Genomic DNA, 21,152 nt, shown 5'->3' on the forward strand with positions numbered 1-21,152 from the left:
GCATGCACCCTCGGTTACTCGACTATTACAACCGCGAGCTACAGCATTTGCGCGAGATGGGCGGCGAGTTCGCCGCGGATCACCCAAAAATCGCCGCGCGGCTGGGACTGGAACAGTTCGAGTGCGCCGACCCGTATGTCGAGCGCCTGCTCGAAGGCTTCGCTTTTCTTACCGCGCGCATTCAACTGCAGCACGACGGTCAATTTCCGCAATTCAGCCAGCAAATGCTGGACATGCTCTATCCGCACTATCTGGCGCCGACACCGTCGATGGCTGTGTTGCAGTTGCAGCCCGATCTGACGCATCCGCGTCTTGCCGCCGGCGTCACCGTGCCGCGCGACAGCGTGTTCCATAGCGGCCTTGGCCCGCACGGCGACACACGCTGCACCTATCGCAACGCACACGAGGTCACCCTATGGCCACTCGCACTGGTCGAAGCGCAATACCTGCGCTACAGCACCTTGGCAAGCGACATGCCAGCGCCGCGCGCCGAGCGTCCGGCGCGCGCATTTCTGCGCCTGCGCTTTCAGGTTCAAGGCGGGCTCGCGGCCAGTGCACTCGCGCTCGACAAGCTGCCGCTGTATTTACAAGGCGCCGACAGCATGCCGTTCCAGCTCTACGAACATCTCTTGGGCGCGCAATGCGGCGCGAGTCTACGTTGGGGCACGCGCGCCGACGAACACGCCGTATTGCCGCCGCTCGCCGCGCTAGGCTACGACGAACGCGAAGCGTTGCTGCCGGTGCCAACGCGGGCATTGCCGGGCTTCCGCCTACTGCAGGAATACTTTGCCTTTCCCCAGCGCTACCTGTTCGTCGAGCAAACCGGGCTCGCCGCGGCACTGAGCGCCTGCCGGCGCGACCAATTCGAATTACTGTGGTTCTTCGAGCGCCATGAACCGTCGTTCGAGCAGATGATCGATCGCAACCATTTCGCACTGTTCGCCACGCCGGCCATCAATCTGTTCCCGTTGCGCGCGGCGCGCATCGAACTGACCGACACGCGTTTCGAGCATCGCATTGTGCCCGACCCGACCCGACCGTTGGATTACGAAGTCTGCCAAGTCACCGGCGTACAGGGCTACAACAGGGACAACGTCAAACTTCAGCGCTTTCAACCGTTCTATCACGCCTGCGATCTACCCGCCGCCGTGCCCACGCGCGCCTACTATCAGTTGCGGCGCGAAACATGCCAACCTTCGACGCGGCAACTACGCGAAGGCACGCGCACGCGCTACCCGGGCAGCGAAACCTATATCGCGCTAGTCGACGGCGAGCAGGCGCCGTACCGTTCGGATCTGCAGCACCTCGGGCTGGAGCTGCTATGCAGCAACCGTGATCTCCCCCTGGCGATGCCGCTCTCCGGCGCCAGCGATTTCGTCGCAGAAGATGCGCTGCCGCTGAAGGCCATCCGGTGCCTCTCCGGGCCCTGCCCGCCGCGGCCGATGTTGGCCGACAGTCATATCGCCTGGCGCGCTTTGAACCATCTGACCATCAACCATCTGTCGTTGGCGATGAGCGAGCCGGCCAACGGACTGACTTCACTGCAAAATCTGCTCGCCTTGTATTGTCCGCGTCACGACCTTGCCGGACGACAGCGGATCGAAGGCATTCGGGCCATCTCGGCACGTACCGTCACCCGGCGCCTGAGCCAAGCCGGCCCCATCGCTTTCGGCCGCGGCGTGGAACTCACATTGACGTTCGACGACATGGCGTTCGCCGATGGCGGCGCGTTTCTGCTTGCCAGTGTGCTGCGGCACTTTTTCAGTCACGGCGCCAGCATCAACAGCTTCGTCGAGACGGTGGCGCGCGCGCCCTCGCGCGGCGAGTTCATGCGCTGGCGCGCGGAGGCGGGATCATGCTGGACGATCTAGATCTGGCACGCCGTGCGCCGCACTACCAGCTCCGGGCCTTGCTGCGCGCCATCGAATGCCGGGCGGCTGGCCTGCCTCGGCTGGGGACGGCGCGGCGGCTGCGCGACGAGGCCATCCGTTTGGGCCAAGACCCGGACATGGCTTTCACCGCGTCGCCCCTGGCACGCATGACGCCAGGCAAAAACGGCCGCCCGGCGCGACTCGCGATCAATCTTTTGGGGCTCGCCGGGCCGCAGGGACCGTTGCCGCTCGCCATCAGCGAATACGTGAGCAATCGCGTGACGCAAGCAGGGGATACCGGCTGGCGCGCCTTTCTCGATCTGTTCCACCACCGGCTGCATACCTTGCACTACCGCGCCTGGGCCGCGGCGCAACCGGCGGTGGCCGCCGAGCGCCCGGACGACGACGCCTTCGCCGACCATCTGGCCAGCGTCGCCGGTCTTGTGCGGCCGGCGCTGGTCGCGGGGCCCGTTCCCTGGGCGGCGCAACTCCACTTCGCCGCGCTGTTGGCCGACCGACGCCGTCCGGCCAGCGGCCTGGCGCGTCTGTTGCACAGCTATTTTCAACTGCCGGTGCGCATCGAACCGTTCGCTGGCGAATATCTGTCGCTCGCGTCGCATGAGTGCACGCGCTTGGGCAGTTCGCGCACGCCACTCGGTTTCGGGCTCGCACTCGGTACCCGGGTGTGGAGCGTTCAACACCGTTTCCGCGTGATATTCGGGCCGCTGACAAGTACCGATTGCATGCGCCTCGCACCGGGGGGCGCGAGCTTCGACGCGCTCCAGTACTGGGTGAGGCGCTACAGCACAGGTCATGACTGGCAGCTTGAGCTCCAACTCTCACCGGAGGCTTGGCAAGCGGCGCGGCTGGGCCAAACCCGTCTGGCGCGCGCCGCCTGGCTCGGTCGACCGCGCTCTCCGCACCTGCGCTTCAATCCATCCCATTATCAGCACCAGGAGGCTCCTCATGGCTGAAATCACTCGTGCTTCTCTGTTTGGCAAACTCACGCCATTGGGCTTTCGTACGCTGGAAAGCGCCACGGTATTTTGCAAACTGCGCGGCAATCCGCGCGTGGAAATCACGCACTGGCTGCACCAAATTCTGCAAGAGACGGATTCCGATCTACTGCGCATCGTGCGCCACTTCGCACTCGACCCGGCGCTGCTCGCCGCGGATTTGACCCAGGCGCTGGAGAAGTTGCCGCGCGGTAACGGCGGCAGCGTCGAACTGGCGTCCGAGCTCGACTTGGCCATGGAGCGCGCCTGGCTCTATACCTCGCTGCTGTTCGGCTCCCCCCAAGTGCGCAGCGGATATCTGCTCGTCGGCTTGCTCAAAACCCCCGAGCTTCGACGCCGCTTGGCCACGCTATCGCGCCAATTCGAACGCATCGCGCCGGATACGCTGGCCGAAGTCCTGGCCGACATCGGCAAGGGTTCGCCTGAGGACTCGGGCGAGCCGCTGCCCGGTAGCGAGGCACAGCCGGGCGAGGCCAGCAATGCGCTCGGCATGGCGCCGCAAGCGCATCAGGCGCTCGCCCGCTACACCGTCGACCTGACCGAGGAGGCCCGCCAGGGCAAGCTCGACCCGGTCACGGGCCGCGATGCCGAAATCCGCCAAGTGATCGACATCCTGATGCGCAGAAGGCAGAACAACCCCATCCTGACCGGCGAGGCCGGCGTCGGCAAAACCGCGGTGGTCGAGGGCTTCGCACTGCGCATCGCCCAGGGCGACGTGCCGCCTGCGCTCGCCCGCGTCCGCGTGCGCGTGCTGGATATCGGGCTGTTGACGGCAGGTGCCAGCATGAAGGGGGAATTCGAGCAGCGCTTGCGTCAGGTAATCGACGAGGTGCATAACGCCCATGAGCCCATCATCCTATTCATCGACGAAGCTCACACGCTGATGGGCGCCGGCGGCAACGCCGGCACCGGGGACGCCGCCAATCTGCTCAAACCCGCGCTCGCGCGCGGCAAGCTGCGCACCATCGCCGCCACCACCTGGGCCGAATACAAAAAGTACATCGAGAAAGATCCGGCACTGACACGACGTTTTCAACCCGTGGCGGTGGCCGAACCGGCCGAACAGCAAGCGATCCGCATGCTGCGCGGCTTGGCGCCGCATCTCGAACGCCATCACGGCGTGCGGATCCTGGAAGAAGCACTCGCCGCCGCGGTGCAGTTAAGCCAGCGCTATATTCCGGATCGCCAACTACCGGATAAAGCGATCAGCCTGCTCGACACCGTCTGCGCACGCGTGGCGGTCAGCCAGCACGCCACGCCCTCCGCGTTGGAAGATCAGCGCAGCTTGATCGAGGCACTCGAAGCCGAACAGACGGCACTCGCGCGCGAGGCCGAGACGGCCAGCGCCGAACACGCGCAGAGGCTGACACAACGCATCGACGACGCTCGCACCGCGTGCCGGACGCTGGATGCGCGTTGGCAAGAAGAACGCGCACTGGTCGAGGACATTCGCCGGCAGTGCGCCGCGCTCGACAATGCCGAATCGGCGGATGGCGCGCGCGAAACCATCGTGCGTCAGCGCCAGACCTTGTCCGCCCTGCAAGGCGAAGCGCCGCTGGTGCTAGACCAGGTCGATGCCGCGACCGTGGCGCGCGTGGTGCAAGACTGGACTGGCATCCCGGTCGGGCGCATGGTCAAGCGTGAAATCGACCTGCTGCTCAGCCTCGACACGGCGCTTAGCGCGCGTATTGTCGGCCAGGATCACGCGCTCGCGGCGATCGCGCGCCGCATTCAGACCGCGCGCGCCGGTATCGACCTGCCCAACCGCCCCGTCGGCGTCTTTTTGCTGGCGGGACCATCCGGCGTCGGCAAAACCGAAACGGCCAAGGCCCTTGCCGACATCCTCTATGGCGGCGAGCGCAACCTGATCACCGTCAACCTGAGCGAATACCAGGAAGCGCACACGGTCTCGACACTCAAAGGCGCCCCGCCAGGCTATGTCGGTTACGGCCAGGGCGGCGTACTGACCGAAGCGGTGCGGCGCCGCCCCTACAGCGTGCTACTGCTCGACGAAGTTGAAAAAGCCCACCCCGACGTGCACGAAATCTTCTACCAAGTCTTCGATCAAGGCTGGATGGAGGATGGCGAAGGCCGTGTCATCGATTTCAAAAACACCTTGATCTTGCTCACCAGCAACGTCGGCGCGGAGGCCATCGCCGCCGTAGCGCCCGACCCCGCAGCGATGCGTTCGGCGCTCGCAGCGCCCTTGGCGCGCGTATTCCCCGCGGCGCTCATCGGCCGCATGACAGCCATTGCCTACGCGCCGCTCGCGCACGACACCTTGTCGGACATCGCGCGTCTGCAACTGGCAAAGATCGCAGATCGTCTGCGGCAACAAGCGATCGAGCTCAGCTTCAGCGATGCCGTGGTAGACACGGTGCTGGCGCGCTGCAATCAGAGCGACAGCGGGGCACGCCAAATCCAATCGGTGCTGATGCAGGAGATCATGCCGGAGATCGGGCTGGCGGTTTTGCGCGGCAAACGCGATGGGCGGGGTATTCGCTCGGTACACGTGGCGGTCGAGGAGCATGGCTTCGGCTATCGCTTTGAATGACCTCCCTGCTCCCACATTAAATTAAGGGAACCCCCATGTCTCTCATGGTCGCCAATGGGGCGCTGCTGACCTGCAGCTTCAGCATGCCGCCGCTTCCGACGCCGCTCAAGGTATTACCGCTGCATCGCGTGTTGGTCGAAAACCAACCCGCCGCCAATATCAGGGACCATGTGCCGGAGGTCAACATCACCTCCTTCGGCATGTGCATGGCGCCGGCCAACCCCGCGGTGATCGCCGCCACGGCCGCGGCCATGGGCGTGCCGACGCCGGTGCCGTGCGTGCCGGTCACGCCGGCGCCATGGCTACCCGGCGTGCCGACCGTGCTTGTGGATAAAGCGCCCGCACTCGACATGCGTTGCAGATGCCTGTGCCAGTGGGCCGGCGTCATCAGCATCGTGTTCCCGCGGGTAACGCGCACCATGGTTCCCTGAGTGCCTATGAAAAAGCGAATGCCGACATGACGAAACCTTCTCAAGACAAGCGCAATATGATCCTGGCGATCAACGGCCGCGAGGATTGGCTGTTGATGCGCAAGCTGGATGGCGAAGAAGCTATCGGAGAGCCTTTTCTCTATACGCTTTCGCTCTTGAGCAGCGATACGCAGGTCGATGCCAAGCAGGTGTTGGGTCGCCCGGCGCAAATACGCTGTTCGCTCACTTATGGCGCCAAGCGCCAGATCAACGGCATCATCAGCCAATTTTGCCGGCTCGACGACGGCCTGACGGATGAAGGCCTGTACTTGCACCGCTATCAGGCCGAGCTGCGGCCACAGCTATGGCTGTTGACGTTATCCAGTCACTGTCGCTTTTTCCATCGAAAAAGCGTGCTGGAAATCGCCACGTCGTTGTTGGACGAGCGGCAGGTACTGTGGGAAAAACGGATTCAAAACGAGCAAGACTATCCGCGGCTGGAACATTGCGCGCAATACAACGAGACGGATTTCAATTTCTTGAGCCGCCTATTGGAACGCGAGGGTATTCATTATTTCTTCGAGCACAAGAATGGCCAGGATTATGTCGTGCTGGCCGATCATCCCGGCGCGCATCGCCCGCTCTCTGAGCAAGTGCCGCAAGCAAAGCTACGCTATCAATCGCAGGCCTGGCTCGTGGACACGCCCGGCGCAACGATGCACACGGTCTTTCCCTGGACCACCAGCCAAGGCTTGGCACCCAATATCTGCGAGCTAAATGGCTACGATTTCGAAAAACCCGTCGACAGCTTGCATCGCGGGCTGGTGACGCGCGCCAGCGCGACCGATGACGGCTTGCCGGGATTTAAACAACAGCACGACCACGATGGCTATCAAGACACCGGCGTTGGCAGGCACTACGCCCGCACGCGCTTGGAAGCCTGGCAAGCGCAACAGCAGTCGGTATCGGCGCGTTGCCACGCGCTCGGTATCGTGCCGGGCGGTTGCGTGCAACTGATCGATCACCCCATCGCCGGCTATAACCGGGAATATCTGGCCACCCGGGCGCAATATCACTTGGAGAACGATGTCTACGCCTCGACGTCCGAGAAAATAGAAGCCCCATGGTGCCACTTCCAAGCCATGCCAAGCGACCGGGCATTTCGCATGCCGCTTGCCACCCCGCGGCCGATGGCGGTCGGCCCGCAAACCGCCGTGGTGGTATCGGAAAAGCTCGACAACGGCGAAATCCACGTCGACCGCTTCGGTCGCGTCCAAGTGCAATTCAATTGGGAACAGTTCGCCCCGCCCCAGGACGGCGCCGAACGCACGCACCGTTGCTGGGTGCGCGTATCGCAGCACTGGGCGGGGAAAGGCTGGGGTGCGATGTTCTTGCCGCGCGTCGGCCACGAAGTCATCGTCGATTTCATCGATGGCGACATCGACCGCCCCCTCATCGTCGGTCGCGTCTACAACGGCGCAAACAACGTCCCCTACGAACTTCCCAAGCACAGCGCGGTATCCACCCTGATGAGCCGCTCGACCGGAGAGGGCAGCACCGGCTTCAACGAACTGCGCTTCAATGACGCCCAAGGCAAGGAGCAGGTTTATCTGCACGCGGAAAAAGACTGGAAGAACTACGTCAAGCACGACATGTTGACCTGGGTCGGCCGCGACCAGCACCACGAAATCGCCGGAGAGCAGCGGTTACGGGTTCGCAAAGACCAACATATAAGCATCGACGGCACGCTACAGCAAAAAATCGCCGGCAAGGTCGCGCTGCAGGGCGCCCAAGCGGTCGAACTCAAGGCCGGCAGCAAGCTGGTGGCGCAGGGCACCCAACTGTATCTGACCGGTACCGCCTCGCTGGTGATCCAAGCGCCGCTGATTAGCCTGAAGGCGGGCGGCAGCTTCATCACACTCGATGCGAGCGGCGTGTGCGTGTCCGGCCCGTTGGTACGCATCAACAGCGGCGGTTCTGCCCGCGCCGGTCAGGAAAGCACGCCAGCCTCGCCCAAGGCGCCGTTGAATAGCACACAAGACGAAGGCAAGACCCCGGAATAAGGAGCAAACCCATGCGCTGGTTCGACCACACCCCGTTATCGTTCGAGCTGACGGCACAGCCGGACATCCCCCTGCCCGCGCCCAGCCTCGGACCGAAAACCCTGCCCGAGCCGCTCGCGGGGCCATGCGAAGTGCCGCGAAACACCCAGGCACCCTTATTGACCGATGACCCGCTCGCGCCATGGCCCCACACCACACTCGACCGTTTCGCGCGCCTACCGGACGCCATCGATCGCATCGCGCTGGCGGAGGTGCCATGCGAGCCTGTTTGAGATCTTTTTGCCTGCTGTTCGCGTTGGCGGGCTGCGCGACGCCACCGCCCGAGCCGAGCGTCGTGCGCATCGCCATCCAGGCGGGCGACGCGCTCAATCCGGATAGCGACGGCAGGCCGTCGCCGGTCGAGATTTGGCTCTACGAGCTCAAGTCGAAGAGCCATTTCGAGGCGGTCTCCTTTTTCGAGCTATACACCCATCCGGACAACACACTGGACAATAGCGTGCAAGCCCACACCCAGCTGACCGTCACGCCGGGCGAGCGACTCGTTTTCAACCATCCGCTGACCCCGGGGACGCATCACTTGGCGGTGCTGGTCGCTTTCCACGATATCGAGCATAGCCGTTGGCGCGCGCTCGTCGACACCGAGCCTGGCGGCGCGGTATCCATCAAGCTGGATGCACAGCATATCGCCATGACCGGCGAGCACGCCCAAGTGGAGGTGGGTGCGCTCTCCCGGCTGGTCGCCCCGATTTGGCAGACATTCAAACCTAGCGCGCCGCCCCTGCCCTTCGACTAAGAGGCTTATAAAGACGTGCTACAGGCGAACCCCCGCACCAGACCGCGGTTAAACGGGTTGTCGACACTCTGCGCATTCAACAATAACTTCGCATGTCGATTTTGCGCACCCAGCTCGATCTGATATTGATCGACGCGCATGGTGCGTACCTTGGCCTGATCAAACAGGCGCCATAAACCCCACAAGCCTGGAAACGCCATCTCCACGACATTACCGCCGTCGGCCGGTATGAAATCGACGCGCACGCCGCTCGTCTGGCCGGGCCACCGGAAGGAACCCGTCAGCGACGGGCCATGCGCATAGGAAAACGCTTGGCCATTGAGGTTCAAGGCTACGCGCGCGACACCGGCATCCAAAGACGTGACCTGTAAATCGAAACCGGCCGACGGCGTCGACCCGCCATCCGGAAAAAACGCATCGCGGATTTCGGCGGCGCGTTGAAACATGATCAAGGCTGGCGCCGTAAGCTGCAGCGATGTCGGGTCATATACACGCCAGGGCGTGCGGCTCGTATCGACCTGCTCGGCAAGATTCTTTTGGAAAAACGTATCGATCAAGCCATTGGGACGGAACAACTTGCTGAAATCCTCGCGGCTGACATCGACCGCGCTTTGCGAATCGAACGGATAGCGCCCCGTAAGCGCCAAGCGGCAAAAGCCGGCGACCTGATTTTGCCACTGCTGATTCAATTGCCGCCGTACCTGGGCCAAGTTCAACGAGACCTTGCTCGTCACCAATCCCTGCAGCATTCGGCCCAACGCGCCGGACTGAGCATCGGCCGACCGTTGCAGTTGCCGCATTGCGTCTTGCTTCGGCGGCGGCAGGCCGTAAGCGCGCGCGCTCTTGACGGCGTCGAGGTATACCGCCGCTTCGGCCAGTTGCCCTTGCAAGATATTGAGCGGGGAGGTTTTGCCATCAGGTGCAGCACGGGTCAACTCGTGCAATTCGGCAAAATGCGCATCGACCGGATTGCCTACGCCGAGGGTCGTCTGCTTGGCTGCCGACAACAACAATAGACTCAATGGCGAGTTGGCGCCGGAGAGTAATTTCAGACTGGCGCCGCCATCGTTCAGGTCGCGGGCGGACTTAAGCGACACATCGGCCAACAGCGCGTCCCAACGCTTGATGTATTGGGAGAAATACAGTGCGTCTAGCGCCTCTTTATTGGCCACAATGTCTTCAGGGCGCAGTCGATCCGCCAAGACCCAGTGCAACTTGTCACCACGCGCCAATAGCGCATCGCGTAGCGCCAGATAACGCTGATAGCCCGCCAGCGTATAGGCATTCGGCACACCTTCGCTCAACGGCAGACCGCTGGCGCGCGTCAGCACCAGGGCCGTTCCCGGGCCAGCGAGTTCGCTTAACGACAACTGTCCCGACATGTCGCGAGCCAAATCGGACTGTAAACGCTGAAACAAGCGCGTAGCCAGCGGCATCGCTAATAACGCGTCACGCGTGCGTTGGATCAAAGCCTGGTCGAGCTCGGCATTGCCCATGCGCTGTTCGTGAATCAGCCAGCTGCGACTATGCGCCAGTAGCGAGGAGCGCGCCGCATCGCTCGCGTGCGAACGGATCAGATCTTTGTCGAGCCAGGCCAACACGGCGTCTGGCGCGAGTCGCCGATGGTCGCCCAACATCAGGTACACGCTCAATGCCCGGAAACGCTCGCCAAAGTCCTGGCGGTCATCGTCCATCGCGCCGCCCAGCCGACGTAGCATATAGGGCAGTAAGGTACGGTGCAGCATCTGTCGATATTGATCGCCGGCCTGTGCGTTCAAGCGCACCGCTTGCGCGCGCCAGGTCAACGCCAGCGGCCAGGGGGGCGCTTCGGCGTGCAATGATATCGCCCGCGCGGCATCGAGCAACGGCAGCATGCCGGCGGGATCGTCGGCCTGGATACCTCTCGCCGCCAGCTCGGCCAATTGATCGACCGCGCGAATGCTCTGCGTCAGCGCCGCCCGCTGCTGTTGATAACGGCTCATGACACCCGTCGCGCACCACAAACCGATCAGAACAGGAATACCAACCACGGCAAAACCGAGCAGACGGCGTTGCGCTGGCGTCAAACGCGACCTGGGCGCCAAATGCGCCTCGGCAAAGACCACTTGTCGCAATAGACTGGCAATGAAGTAAGCGCGCCGCGCCTCGGGAATCCGTAACTCGACAGGGGCCAGTGTGGGGGCGAGTTCGCCGCACCATTGGCGCGTAGCCGTGCCATGTTGTTCCGCACTGGTGAAGTAGACCCCGCGCAACACCCGATCCGGCCGATAACGGGAGTAGCAGAACAACTGGCGCAAGAAGCTTTCCAACCGCGGCTGCAACGCAGCGAATTGCAGCGGAAAGTTCATAGCCTGCGCACGTTCGTCGACGGAGGGCAGCGCATAGAGCCGATCGGCGACCTGGCGATAGAGTTGCGTCACCAAAACGCTAAACTCGGCCGAAAACCCGTCCAGTACCGTTCGGGTACGATCGGAGGACGGCAAAGGCAAGGTCATGCCCCACACCTGGCGGCGCTGTTCTTCGGTCATGCCGGCGAAAAACGCGTTAAACCCGGCCAAATGGTCGCACTGGGTGATTAACACATACACCGGCACGCCATATCCGAATCGTCGCTGCAGGCGATCCAGCCGCTCGTGCAGCCCATTCGCCTCGGCGGCCAGCGCATCCGCGGATAAGGTCGTCAGCCTCGGCAGGTCGAGCGCAACGAGTACGCCATTGAGCGGACGGCTGCGACGAGCACGCGCCAACTGCCGCATCAACAGTTGCCACGCAGCGGGGACGAGTGCGCACGATGCCTCGATCAGGACGGCTTGCTCGCCCAGCAGCCAGCTGCAGTTCGCATCGCCGTGGCTGTGCTCGATGCGCAAACCGGACTGTTGCAGCAATGCGGTTTTGCCGCTTGCCGCGGCCCCCAGCAGCAAATAACGCGGCAACGCGCGCACCGATCCGCGTTTGAGTAAACGGCGGATCGGCTGGTAGCCGAGTTTGAGCGCTTCGAGCTGCTGTGCCTCGAGCCCCTCGGGTGTCGACGCATCCTGATTCGGAGTGTCGCGGCGCTCGACACGGATATTGATGCGACCGATCAGCCATCGACCGCCCCAAAACAACAACCAGGCAACCAGGACCAGCACGATCACCCAGACGCGCTGTTGCGGCGTGGCCAGCAGTGGCCGCCCATCTATCGCGATACGTTCGCCCCAGAACCAGATCGCCGTGGCCAGCGCCAGCACGGGCAATGCCGACCAGAGCAAAGAGCGGGCGCGGTTAAAAATCAAAGACTCAAACATAGGCCCTCCCATCCGCCATGGCACACCAAACGCCGGACGTCATAGGCTGCCCGCCGGCGCCAAGATGGCGATTTCCACACGGCGGTTCTTCGCTCGTCCGGCCGGGGTGTGATTGTCCGCCAAAGGCTGCATCGCGCCGCGCCCCTGGGCCGCGTAACGTTCAGGCTGGCCGGAACCGGCCGCCAACAATGCCACGACGGCATCGGCGCGCATATTGGACAAACGCCAGTTATCCGGCGCGCCCGAGATCGTCGGCTGATTATCCGAGTGGCCGGTCACCACGATCCTGCCTGGCACGTTGGCCAGCGCCTGCCCGATGTGCCGCACCAGAGGGAGATAATCTGCGGAGGGCTGCGCACTGCCCGAAGCGAACAGACCGTCGACATGCAAAGTCAGCAAAGTGCGGTCAGCCTGCGTATCCACACTCAAAAAACCGCGCTGGATCTCCGCGGCCAAGCGCTCGACCAGCCTCGATGAGCGTCCATCCGACGCGACGGCCGGACGCGGCGCCATCACGGGCCAGGACGGAATATGCTCAAAAGCGTCCGATGTCTGCCGAGCCGTCAACCCCAAGCGATAGTCGAGACCGATAAACATCGCCAACAACGCCGCCACCACGGCAGGCGTGCACCAAACCGCCGAGCGATAGCGCCTTGCACGCCGTGCATGAGGCTCTGCCACGCCTTGCCAGCTCGGAGAGAGCGACGGATCGGCACTGCCGCGCGTGGCTCTGAGCAGCAGATACAAGCGCTCGCGCAAACGGGCGAGCGCCCCCTGCCCACCTTCGATCAAACGGTAGCGACCCTCCATGCCGAGCGCCAGCAAGGCATGCATGAACTCCAACTCATCCAGGTGCGCTTCCGGCGCCTGTGCCAGCCATTGAAGAATGCGGAAGAAGCGTTCCCCGCCGGAGACCTCGTGATAAAACGTCACAAGCAGGCTGCGCCGCCCCCATACATCGCCCCCCCAAGCGGTACTGGCGATGGTCTCATCCAGTAGCGTGCACAGGCAGTAACGCGCCATCGCCACCGCCTCTTCCGACACGCCCTCGCGGCTGGCCTGATCGGAAAAGGCCTTCACCATGGCCATCAAGCGATCGCGCAGCGGCAGCAGATCGTCCATTGGCCGAGCCGTTTTCAGCAACGGTATGCACTCGAGCAGCGGCAGTGCGGCTCGCAGCAACGGGTTGGTGCTCGCAAGCGCGGCCTGGGGCGCCACCGGACCATCGGCGCGAGCCACGACGTCGAAAGTTTCGCCGGCATCTTGCAACGCCATGGGCATCATAACGGGTGCTCCGACTTATGCCGGATCGCCCACAACTCCAGCTCCAGGCCGGGGAAATCGCCGGCGACGTGCAACGCGAGCGCGGCAGCCGACGGCAGTTGTGCCCAAAGCGCATGCGAGCGCTCCAACGCAAAATAGCGGTAGCCGGCATGCAACGGAATCTGATACGGCACGCTCGCGAGCGCACGCACGCCGATAGCGGGCAATTGCAGATTGACCAGATCGCTGATCTTCTCCACCGGCCCCATCTTGAGTTGAGTCGGCAGGTGGCCGGTCAACACGTCATCCGGCAGCGCCGCTTTGGCCGCCAGCACGAAGTCGGCTTGCTCGTACAGCTCACCGGGCACCACCGCGACATAAAGGCCATTGGCGCGCACTTGCAGCGGGATGGCCACGGCACTCGGATCGGTCACCAGGCTCAACTGCTGACGCAGCTCGACAATCAGCGGGCCGAAGCTTTGATCCAGTGCGTGGTGGCGATAAGGCGGGAACGCAGACGGGCGCTTCCCGCGTTGGAAACTGGCAAGCTCGCCCGCCAGCTGCACCAGCTCGGCAAAAAGGCGTTCAGGATGAATGCCCGCCGCCTGCTGCAAATGTGCGAACAAAGGTTCACAGCGGTTAACAAGCTGTAGCAGTAAAAAATCGGCGATCTTGGCAGCATTGCCTGCTTGAGTTTGCGTCAAGCGCGCCGCCAGCGCATCGCCGCGCTGATGCAGGCGGCCGACCAGTTCGGCCACGAAACGGGCGAGTAGCGGCGCCGCGCGGTAATCGATACACGGCGGCACATACTCTTCGTCCAGCACCACCCTGTTATCGGCGCGCCGTTCCAAGACGCGCGCCACCCCGATGTAGCTATACGCATCGGCAACATCGGCCTTGGCCGCCAAACGCAAGCGCAACTTGCCGACTTGCAGCGTGGCGGGCTCGGCGCCGCCGACATGGCTATCGGCGACCTCGCACTCCTCGACGCGGTAACGGGCATATTGATGCTCCCCGCTCTCCACGGTGCCTGGGCGTGCCAACGGCAGTGCCAGCACGATTTCGCAATCGCGCATATCGGCATCGATGGCGAGCGGCAACGGCAGATCGTCCTGTTGCGGCAGACTAAGCGGCGTGCCGTCCGGCAGCACCGCCTCGCATTCGAGTAGCGCGATTCGGCCTTGCCGCAGCTGGCTCTCATCGATGGCGAGCCGCGCCACCCCCCAGGTATCGCAACGCTGAACGCCCCCCCACATCTCGAGCAGGCGGTGCAAATAGCGATCATGCTGCTGCAAATGCTGTTGCTGCAGCAGCATGCCTTCCGACCATACGACTTTATTCGCCCAGAGCATACCGGCATCGAATCCTAAGCAAATTGCTGAGGCGATCAGTCTATTTCCTTCTACATTAGTATTTTTATAGGTAGAGTCTTAATCGCCGCCGGCAGCGGGCCATCGAATAGAAACGATAGGTATAAAATTCAGATACAATTGAGGATTTAACTGGATTCGGAGACTGTTTCATGGCGACATTTCGCTCGCGTCAACGCACTAGCCAACGCCACGTTGGCAGGCGTGCCCCCCAAGCCGACCAAAGCGACGAGAGCGTGCGCCCGGAAAACACTCAAGCTCAAGCAGACAGTCGACAAACGCCCAAACCAGCCGCAGCCGCGCCGACCAGCATGCGCCGCGGCGCCCCCAGCGTCGGCCTGCCGCCGGCCGAACGCCCCGCGTTCGAGCGGCGTAGCGCTCAAAACGCGCGCGCGGAGGGTGCGCAGCTCGCACTATTCGCCTCCTGCCCACGCGGGCTGGAGGCGGCGCTCGTCCAGGAACTGATGCGGCTCGGCGCATCGGACCCGCAAGCGGTGGATGGCGGGGTCGGCTTTACCGGATCCATGGCCATCTTGATGCGCGCCAACCTGGAAAGCCGGGTCGCCAGCCGCGTGCTCATGCGCCTGGCGCACGGAGAGTATCGGACGGAACGCGACATCAACGCGCTCGCCATGCAGGTCGACTGGCCACGGCATTTCGACGTTTCCCAGCGCATCAAGGTCAAAACCGAAGCCGCGGGCAGCCGGGTAAAAAGCCTGGATTACGTCTCGCTGACGGTCAAGGATGCCGTGTGCGACCGCTTCCGCCAGGCCGAACTCGGCCGACCCAGCGTCGACACGCGCACTCCCGACGTGCGCATCCAGGTTTTCTTGACCGCCGACCAGGCGTCGATCTACCTCGACAGCAGCGGGGACGCCTTGTTCAAACGCGGCTGGCGTATGGAAAGCGGCGATGCGCCGCTGCGCGAGAACCTGGCGGCGGGCATTCTGCTCTTAGCCGGCTACGACGGCTCGCAGCCGCTGCTCGACCCCATGTGCGGTAGCGGCACCTTTTTGGTCGAAGCCGCCGATATCGCACTCAACCGCGCGCCCGGACGCACACGTACTTTTGCGTTCGAAAAATGGAAAACCTTCGACTCCGTACTCTGGCAACAGCTGCAGACGGCCGCACGCGCGGCGGAACGGGCGCCGACACCGCTGCCGATACGCGGCAGCGATCATGATCGTCGCATGACGGCCATGGCGCACGCCAATTTGGAACGGGCCGGGCTTGCCGGGCTCATCGAGGTCGAGGTCATGGACGTGTTCGATACGCGGCCGCACGCGCCCGCGGGACTGATCGTCACCAACCCGCCTTACGGCGTGCGCCTGGAAGAGTTGGATACGCTCGCCGCCCTGTATCCGCGTCTGGGCGACTGGCTGAAACAGCACTTCGCCGGTTGGACCGCTCAGCTGTTCACCGGCGACCTGCGCCTGGCCAAGCTGATTCGACTGACCATTAAGCGCCGCATACCGCTTTATAACGGTGCGCTCGAGTGCCGACTATTCACGCTGCCGCTCATCGCCGGCAGCGCGCGTAAAGCTTAGGAACCGGCATTGCCTGCGGCGAATGCACGCTTCTATGGGTGTAGAAGCGTGCATTCGCCAAGCAAGGCACGATTGACCGCCAGCACCCCGGCCAATCCGATCACCCCGCCCAGCACGACATCGATCAAGCGCTCGGCCGCCACGTCGGCCGGCGCGTTCAACACCGTCAACGCGACAGCGGCACAGGCGCAGCGCACGGCAAAGCCGATCGGATAACGTCGAAACGACACCAAGCTCGTCACCGCCCCCAGGGCGATCAGCGCAGACACCGCCGGGTGGTGCGGCAGCAGACTGCCGATGCCAATGCCCATCGGCACCCCTACCGCAGCACCCCACGCCCGATCGCGCAGCTTACGTTTGGCAGATAGGACATCGCCGGTCACCACACTTGCAGCCGACCAGATCACCCACTGGCCATGCCCAAAATGGCGCCACGCCACCAACGCCGCTGCGCATGCGACCGCCAAACCACCGGCCAGCATGGCTTCGCGCACCGCCATCGTGGTGCCGGCATCGTCGAGATAGCGCAGCCGCGTATGATGGCGCCACCATGGCATCGCATCGAGGCGGCGATGGTGCTCGACCAGCGACAGCAGCCACACCGGCAGCATGCACAGCGCGATATACGGCAGCAAGTGCGCCCCCTGTGCAGCGTATTGCGCCGGTGCGCTACCGTCGGCGGCTTCGCAGGCCAGATACAGCGCGGGAATGAAAACAAAGTTGCCGAGCGAACGCAGCTTACGACCATAAGCCGACAAACCGATGGCTCCGGCAGCCATGAGTGCACAGCCGGCCACGAACAATGGCGGCACCACGAGCGACCGCAACAGCAACAGGAAAGCCGCCATGATCGCCAACGTTTGCAGCAGCACGCCCAGCGGCGCCAGATGCGCCCGCTCGACGCCGATGTAGAGCGCAACGGCCACGATGGCCGCGCGCAGCCACAGCAGATCCGCGCTCGCCCACCACACCAGCAGCACCGGCATCAGCACGACCAGGCAGCGGCCCAACTGACGCAAATCGACGATATCGTCGATATTCACAGCGTCGCGGCCTCATCGGCCCGGATAATCTTGGCGATGCGCGCGAGCATGGCCATCGAGGCTTGATGCTCCTCCTCGTTCCCCGCCGCACAGGCATCTTCCACCACCACCACCTGATAGTCGCGGTCGTGGGCATCGCGCGCCGCCGCTTGCACCGCCCAAGTACTGCTCACGCCGGCGATCACCACACGCTCTATGCGCCGCGCACGCAGCGCGGCATCCAGATTCGTGCAATAGAAAGCACTGACGCGCGGTTTAACGATCACCATATCCGCCTGCTCCGCATGTAGCGCCGGATGGAACGCCATGCCGTCAGAGCCCTGCACCAATGCGCCGAACTCATGCACGCGACCGAACATGGCCGAATGCTTGGGTTGATCGACATAGCCGGCGCTAAACCCCACCTTGACCAACACGGACAGCCAGCCCTTATCGCGAGCGCTATCCAGCAGTTGGTTCGCTTTGCCGATCACGTCGCGCGCAGCGGCATGGGCAGCCGAACCGGCGATCTTGCCGCTCGGATGCATGATGTCGACGATATAGTCCAGTCCGATAAATGCAGTATTCATAGTGGCTCCTTGGGTTATTTTTATTATTTTAACATAACTATGTTTACATTATTATATGTCGTCAGAAGCTCTCCTGCCGCGCCTGGAAATACGTCAGCAGAAAATCGACCAGCACCCGCACCTTGCCCGGTACATGGCGCCGAACCGGATAAACCGCATGAAGCGCGAGTTGCGGCAGATCGAAACCATGTAGGATCTCCACCAACTCGCCGCTTGCCAGAGCCCGCTCCAACAGAAAACGCGGCTGGCGGGTAATCCCCAGGCCATTGATCGCAGCATCCAGCAGCAAGTCGCCGTTGTTCGCCCGCAGACTTCCCTGCACTTTGACGCGCTGTTCGCTGCCATCGGCATCGACAAAGGGCCAAAACCCGGTGTGATCGGTCAGGGTATAAACAAGACAGTTGTGCTGCGCCAGTTCGTCCGGATGCACGGGAGTGCCATGCGCCTGCAAATATGCCGGCGCAGCGCATACGGCACCGCGCACCGGCAGCAGTCGACGCGCGATCAGACTGGAATCGCCCAACTGGGTGATGCGCAATGCCAGGTCATAGCCTTCTTCCACCAAGTCCACCCGCCGATCGTTCAGCGACAAATCGATGTCGATCTCCGGATATTGCCGGCAGAACTCGGTCAGTGCCGCGCCCAGGAAGCGCTCGCCAAGCGACACCGGCGCCGTCAAGCGCAACCGGCCGGCCGGGCGCGCTGCGCCCTGCGACAATCGGTTTTCCAGCGCATCCAGTTCTCCCAACAGCGGCCCCGCGTCAGACAGGTAGCTTTCGCCCTCGGCCGTCAGCGACAGGCGTCGCGTCGTACGATGCATCAACCGCACCCCCAAACGGGCCTCGAGCGCGGACACCAGTTTGGTCACCATGGCGCGCGACAGTCCCATGCGCTCGGATGCCGCCACAAAACTACCCTGCTCAGCCACCGTGACAAACGCTTTGATCTCGGAAAAACGATCCATAATTTCCTCTCGGAAAACAATTTCTTTATTCAAATACTATTTATTGAACAATGCAATCGCGATTTAATGGCCCCAACAGCACGGCAGCCGAGTGCTTCCCTTTAAATGCTATTGAGGTATGAGTCATGACCCCCAATCCAAAACTAGCCAGCCTGAGCCTGCGTCTCGCGCTCGGCCTGATGTATCTGGCGCACGGCGCCACCAAGCTGTTCGTCTTCACGCCGGCCGGCACCGCCAAGTTCTTCAGCAGCCTTGGCTTGCCCGGCTTCATCGGCTACTTCGCCATCGTGGCGGAGCTTGCGGCCTCTGCCATGCTACTCTCCGGCTTCAAATCGCGCTGGGCAGCGATCGCCCTAGTGCCGCTGTTGGCCGGTACGATCGTATTGGTGCACGGCGCTAACGGTTGGATGTTCACCAACCCGGGCGGCGGCTGGGAATACCCGGCATTCATGATCGCCGCCTCACTGTCGCTATTTTTCATGGACGACGGCAAACGCCCCGCCAGCGCCTGACAACACCGTTTGGCCCACACAAATGCCCGGCTCGTCCGGGCATTTGTCATGCATCAATTCCGCAACGCAACATTTCCTGATATCTGCCAGCGGCCTACTACACTTATCCCATGGGATTAACAAAGGAGGGCAGGCATGCACAGCGAAGTACGAGCACCGCAGGAAGACATCAAGCCGCCGCTGGCCGAAGAGCTGTACCGCGCCATCGACCCGTTCGAGTTCGGACCGATCATCGGCAAAGCAAACTGGGCATGGCTGATGCACCCCAAGGAACTGGCCGGCGCCTTCGGCAACTGGCATAGCGATGCCGTGCGCTGGCAGGCGCAAAGCTTGCGTCGCCTGCTTGGCGACAACGATCGCGACGAGTTCCCGGCCAATCCAAGCGACGATCGCTTCGCCGACAGCGCCTGGCAGGAGAACCCTGGCTGGGACATGATCAAAGAGTGGTACCTGTTCAATACCCGCTGGCTGCAGGACACCCTGTACGCCACGCCCGATCTGAGCGACAAGGAGCGCAGCCTGAGCGCATTCTGGTTGCGTCAGTGGCTCAATGCCCTAGCGCCCACCAATTACCTGCCGTTCAATCCACGGGCGCTGGCGAAGGCCAAGGAGACGGGGGGCGAGAGCCTGATCAACGGCGTGCGCAATTTCCTGCGCGACATGGAGCATGGCGAAATCGCCATGACCGATCGCGATGCCTTCCAAGTCGGCGTCAACCTGGCGACCACACCCGGCGCGGTGGTCTATCGCGGCCACCTGCTGGAAGTGTTGCACTATCAGGCGACCACCGAGAACGTGCATGAAGTGCCTATCGTCATCGTCTCGCCCTGGATCAACAAATACTACGTGCTGGATCTGGATGCGAAAAAGAGCATGGTCCGCTGGCTGGTCGACCAGGGATTTTCGGTATACATCACCAGTTGGAAGAATCCGCGCGACGATGCGCGCGACCTGACCTTCGACGACTACCTGCACGATGGTATCGATCGCATCGTCGAGGTCGCGTCCAAGATCAGCGGCAGCCCGAGCGTCCATCTGGTCGGCTACTGCATCGGCGGCACCCTGAGCGCCACCTATCTGGCCTGGCTCGCCGCCCGCAAGCAAGCGGACAAGATCGCCAGCGCCACCCTATTGACCACGCTGACCGATTTTTCGCGCCCAGGCGACATCGAGGTATTCCTCGGCGAGGAGGGATTGGACTTCGTCGAGCGCAAGATGGCGCAGCACGGCTACCTGGACGGCAAAGACATGGCATCCAGTTTCCGTATGCTGCGCTCGAACAGCCTGGTCTGGAACTATTGGGTCGGCAACTATCTACTGGGCGAAACGCCACGCGCCTTCGACATCCTGTACTGGAACATGGACACCACGCGCATGCCGCAGCACATGCACAGCTTCTACCTGCGCGAATTCTACTACCACAACAACCTGTGCAAGCCGGATGCCCTGGTGGTGGCAGGCGAACCGATCGACCTCGCGCGCATTCAGACGCCGCTGTTCATGGTATCGACCGAGGAGGATCACATCGCCCCCTGGAAGCAAACTTGGAAATTGACCCAGCACGTCAGCGGCCCGGTCACCTACACCTTGTCGTCGTCCGGCCATATTCTGGGCATCGTCAATCCGCCCTCGCCCACCTCAAAGCGGCAATACTGGCAAGGCACGCCGCAAAAGGGGCAAAGCAGCGACTACTGGCTGGGCCACCACGAGCCCCATCCCGGTTCGTGGTGGCCGAGTTGGGTGGAGTGGCTCGCGCCGAAGAGCGGCGAAAAGGTGCCGTTCAAACTCGACAGCAAGCATTACCCGAAACTCGGCGACGCACCGGGGACGTATGTACTGGAATAATGTAGAGAAGTGAAATCGCGGCTCAAGCCGCTCCTACAGAAAGTA

At 62.8% G+C, this 21,152-nt stretch carries 16 protein-coding genes; 10 read left to right on the forward strand and 6 right to left on the reverse strand.

The window, feature by feature from the left end; all coding sequences use genetic code 11:
* Positions 1-2 precede the first annotated feature (2 nt).
* Genes tssF through tssJ form a run of 7 tightly spaced genes read left to right on the forward strand, consistent with a single transcriptional unit; the run spans position 3 to position 8,707 of the window.
* Complete coding sequence (tssF, locus tag DFP86_RS10905; RefSeq protein ID WP_133681095.1) at positions 3-1,871, forward strand: type VI secretion system baseplate subunit TssF; 1,869 nt, start codon at positions 3-5, stop codon at positions 1,869-1,871.
* Positions 1,856-2,845 (forward strand): type VI secretion system baseplate subunit TssG, encoded by a 990-nt coding sequence (gene tssG / locus DFP86_RS10910; protein WP_133681097.1) that lies wholly within the window; start codon positions 1,856-1,858, stop codon positions 2,843-2,845. The genes tssF and tssG overlap by 16 nt, the downstream gene beginning before the upstream one ends.
* The gene (gene tssH, locus DFP86_RS10915; protein ID WP_133681099.1) at positions 2,838-5,441 is read left to right on the forward strand and encodes a type VI secretion system ATPase TssH; all 2,604 of its coding nucleotides are present in this window, start codon (positions 2,838-2,840) and stop codon (positions 5,439-5,441) included. The genes tssG and tssH overlap by 8 nt, the downstream gene beginning before the upstream one ends.
* Positions 5,442-5,476: 35 nt before the next feature.
* Positions 5,477-5,872: a DUF4280 domain-containing protein gene (locus DFP86_RS10920; protein ID WP_133681101.1), complete on the forward strand. Its 396-nt coding sequence runs from the start codon at positions 5,477-5,479 to the stop codon at positions 5,870-5,872.
* A 26-nt stretch (positions 5,873-5,898) separates the two neighbouring features.
* Positions 5,899-7,914 carry a type VI secretion system Vgr family protein gene (locus DFP86_RS10925; protein ID WP_166642231.1) on the forward strand — a complete coding sequence of 672 codons (2,016 nt, stop codon included), beginning with the start codon at positions 5,899-5,901 and terminating at the stop codon, positions 7,912-7,914.
* Positions 7,915-7,925: 11 nt separating this feature from the next.
* Complete coding sequence (locus DFP86_RS10930) at positions 7,926-8,186, forward strand: hypothetical protein (RefSeq protein WP_133681106.1); 261 nt, start codon at positions 7,926-7,928, stop codon at positions 8,184-8,186.
* Positions 8,183-8,707: a type VI secretion system lipoprotein TssJ gene (gene tssJ / locus DFP86_RS10935; RefSeq protein WP_166642232.1), complete on the forward strand. Its 525-nt coding sequence runs from the start codon at positions 8,183-8,185 to the stop codon at positions 8,705-8,707. Before DFP86_RS10930 ends, tssJ begins: the two co-directional genes overlap by 4 nt.
* A gap of 5 nt (positions 8,708-8,712) precedes the next feature.
* Here tssJ and tssM read toward each other — a convergent pair whose 3' ends face one another.
* Genes tssM through tssK form a run of 3 tightly spaced genes read right to left on the reverse strand, consistent with a single transcriptional unit; the run spans position 8,713 to position 14,609 of the window.
* A complete protein-coding gene (gene tssM, locus DFP86_RS10940) occupies positions 8,713-11,994 on the reverse strand; it encodes a type VI secretion system membrane subunit TssM (RefSeq protein WP_166642233.1) in 3,282 nt (1,093 codons plus the stop codon).
* A 39-nt stretch (positions 11,995-12,033) separates the two neighbouring features.
* Complete coding sequence (icmH, locus tag DFP86_RS10945; protein WP_208108308.1) at positions 12,034-13,269, reverse strand: type IVB secretion system protein IcmH/DotU; 1,236 nt, start codon at positions 13,267-13,269, stop codon at positions 12,034-12,036.
* Positions 13,270-13,274: 5 nt separating this feature from the next.
* Positions 13,275-14,609, reverse strand: a complete 1,335-nt coding sequence (tssK, locus tag DFP86_RS10950; RefSeq protein WP_133681114.1) for a type VI secretion system baseplate subunit TssK — start codon at positions 14,607-14,609, stop codon at positions 13,275-13,277.
* Positions 14,610-14,779: 170 nt separating this feature from the next.
* Between tssK and DFP86_RS10955 the strand changes: the two genes are divergently transcribed.
* On the forward strand, positions 14,780-16,174 hold the full coding sequence (locus DFP86_RS10955; protein WP_133681116.1) for a THUMP domain-containing class I SAM-dependent RNA methyltransferase: 1,395 nt from the start codon (positions 14,780-14,782) through the stop codon (positions 16,172-16,174).
* Positions 16,175-16,206: 32 nt separating this feature from the next.
* On the opposite strand, the gene DFP86_RS10960 is transcribed toward DFP86_RS10955, so the two are convergent.
* The 3 genes from DFP86_RS10960 to DFP86_RS10970 form a co-directional block, all read right to left on the reverse strand.
* A complete protein-coding gene (locus DFP86_RS10960; RefSeq protein ID WP_208108309.1) occupies positions 16,207-17,217 on the reverse strand; it encodes an FUSC family protein in 1,011 nt (336 codons plus the stop codon).
* Complete coding sequence (locus tag DFP86_RS10965) at positions 17,214-17,786, reverse strand: cysteine hydrolase family protein (RefSeq protein ID WP_133681118.1); 573 nt, start codon at positions 17,784-17,786, stop codon at positions 17,214-17,216. The genes DFP86_RS10960 and DFP86_RS10965 overlap by 4 nt, the downstream gene beginning before the upstream one ends.
* Positions 17,787-17,847: 61 nt before the next feature.
* Entirely contained in the window at positions 17,848-18,750 is a 903-nt protein-coding gene (locus tag DFP86_RS10970; RefSeq protein WP_133681120.1) for a LysR family transcriptional regulator, read from the reverse strand.
* A 125-nt stretch (positions 18,751-18,875) separates the two neighbouring features.
* Here DFP86_RS10970 and DFP86_RS10975 point away from each other — a divergent pair, with 125 nt between their 5' ends.
* Together DFP86_RS10975 and DFP86_RS10980 are read left to right on the forward strand one after the other, a co-directional pair.
* The gene (locus tag DFP86_RS10975; RefSeq protein WP_133681122.1) at positions 18,876-19,262 is read left to right on the forward strand and encodes a DoxX family protein; all 387 of its coding nucleotides are present in this window, start codon (positions 18,876-18,878) and stop codon (positions 19,260-19,262) included.
* A 135-nt stretch (positions 19,263-19,397) separates the two neighbouring features.
* Positions 19,398-21,107: a PHA/PHB synthase family protein gene (locus DFP86_RS10980; RefSeq protein WP_133681124.1), complete on the forward strand. Its 1,710-nt coding sequence runs from the start codon at positions 19,398-19,400 to the stop codon at positions 21,105-21,107.
* Positions 21,108-21,152: the final 45 nt, after the last annotated feature.

Origin of the sequence: Paludibacterium purpuratum, assembly GCF_004363805.1 — a bacterium.
Taxonomy (GTDB): domain Bacteria; phylum Pseudomonadota; class Gammaproteobacteria; order Burkholderiales; family Chromobacteriaceae; genus Paludibacterium; species Paludibacterium purpuratum.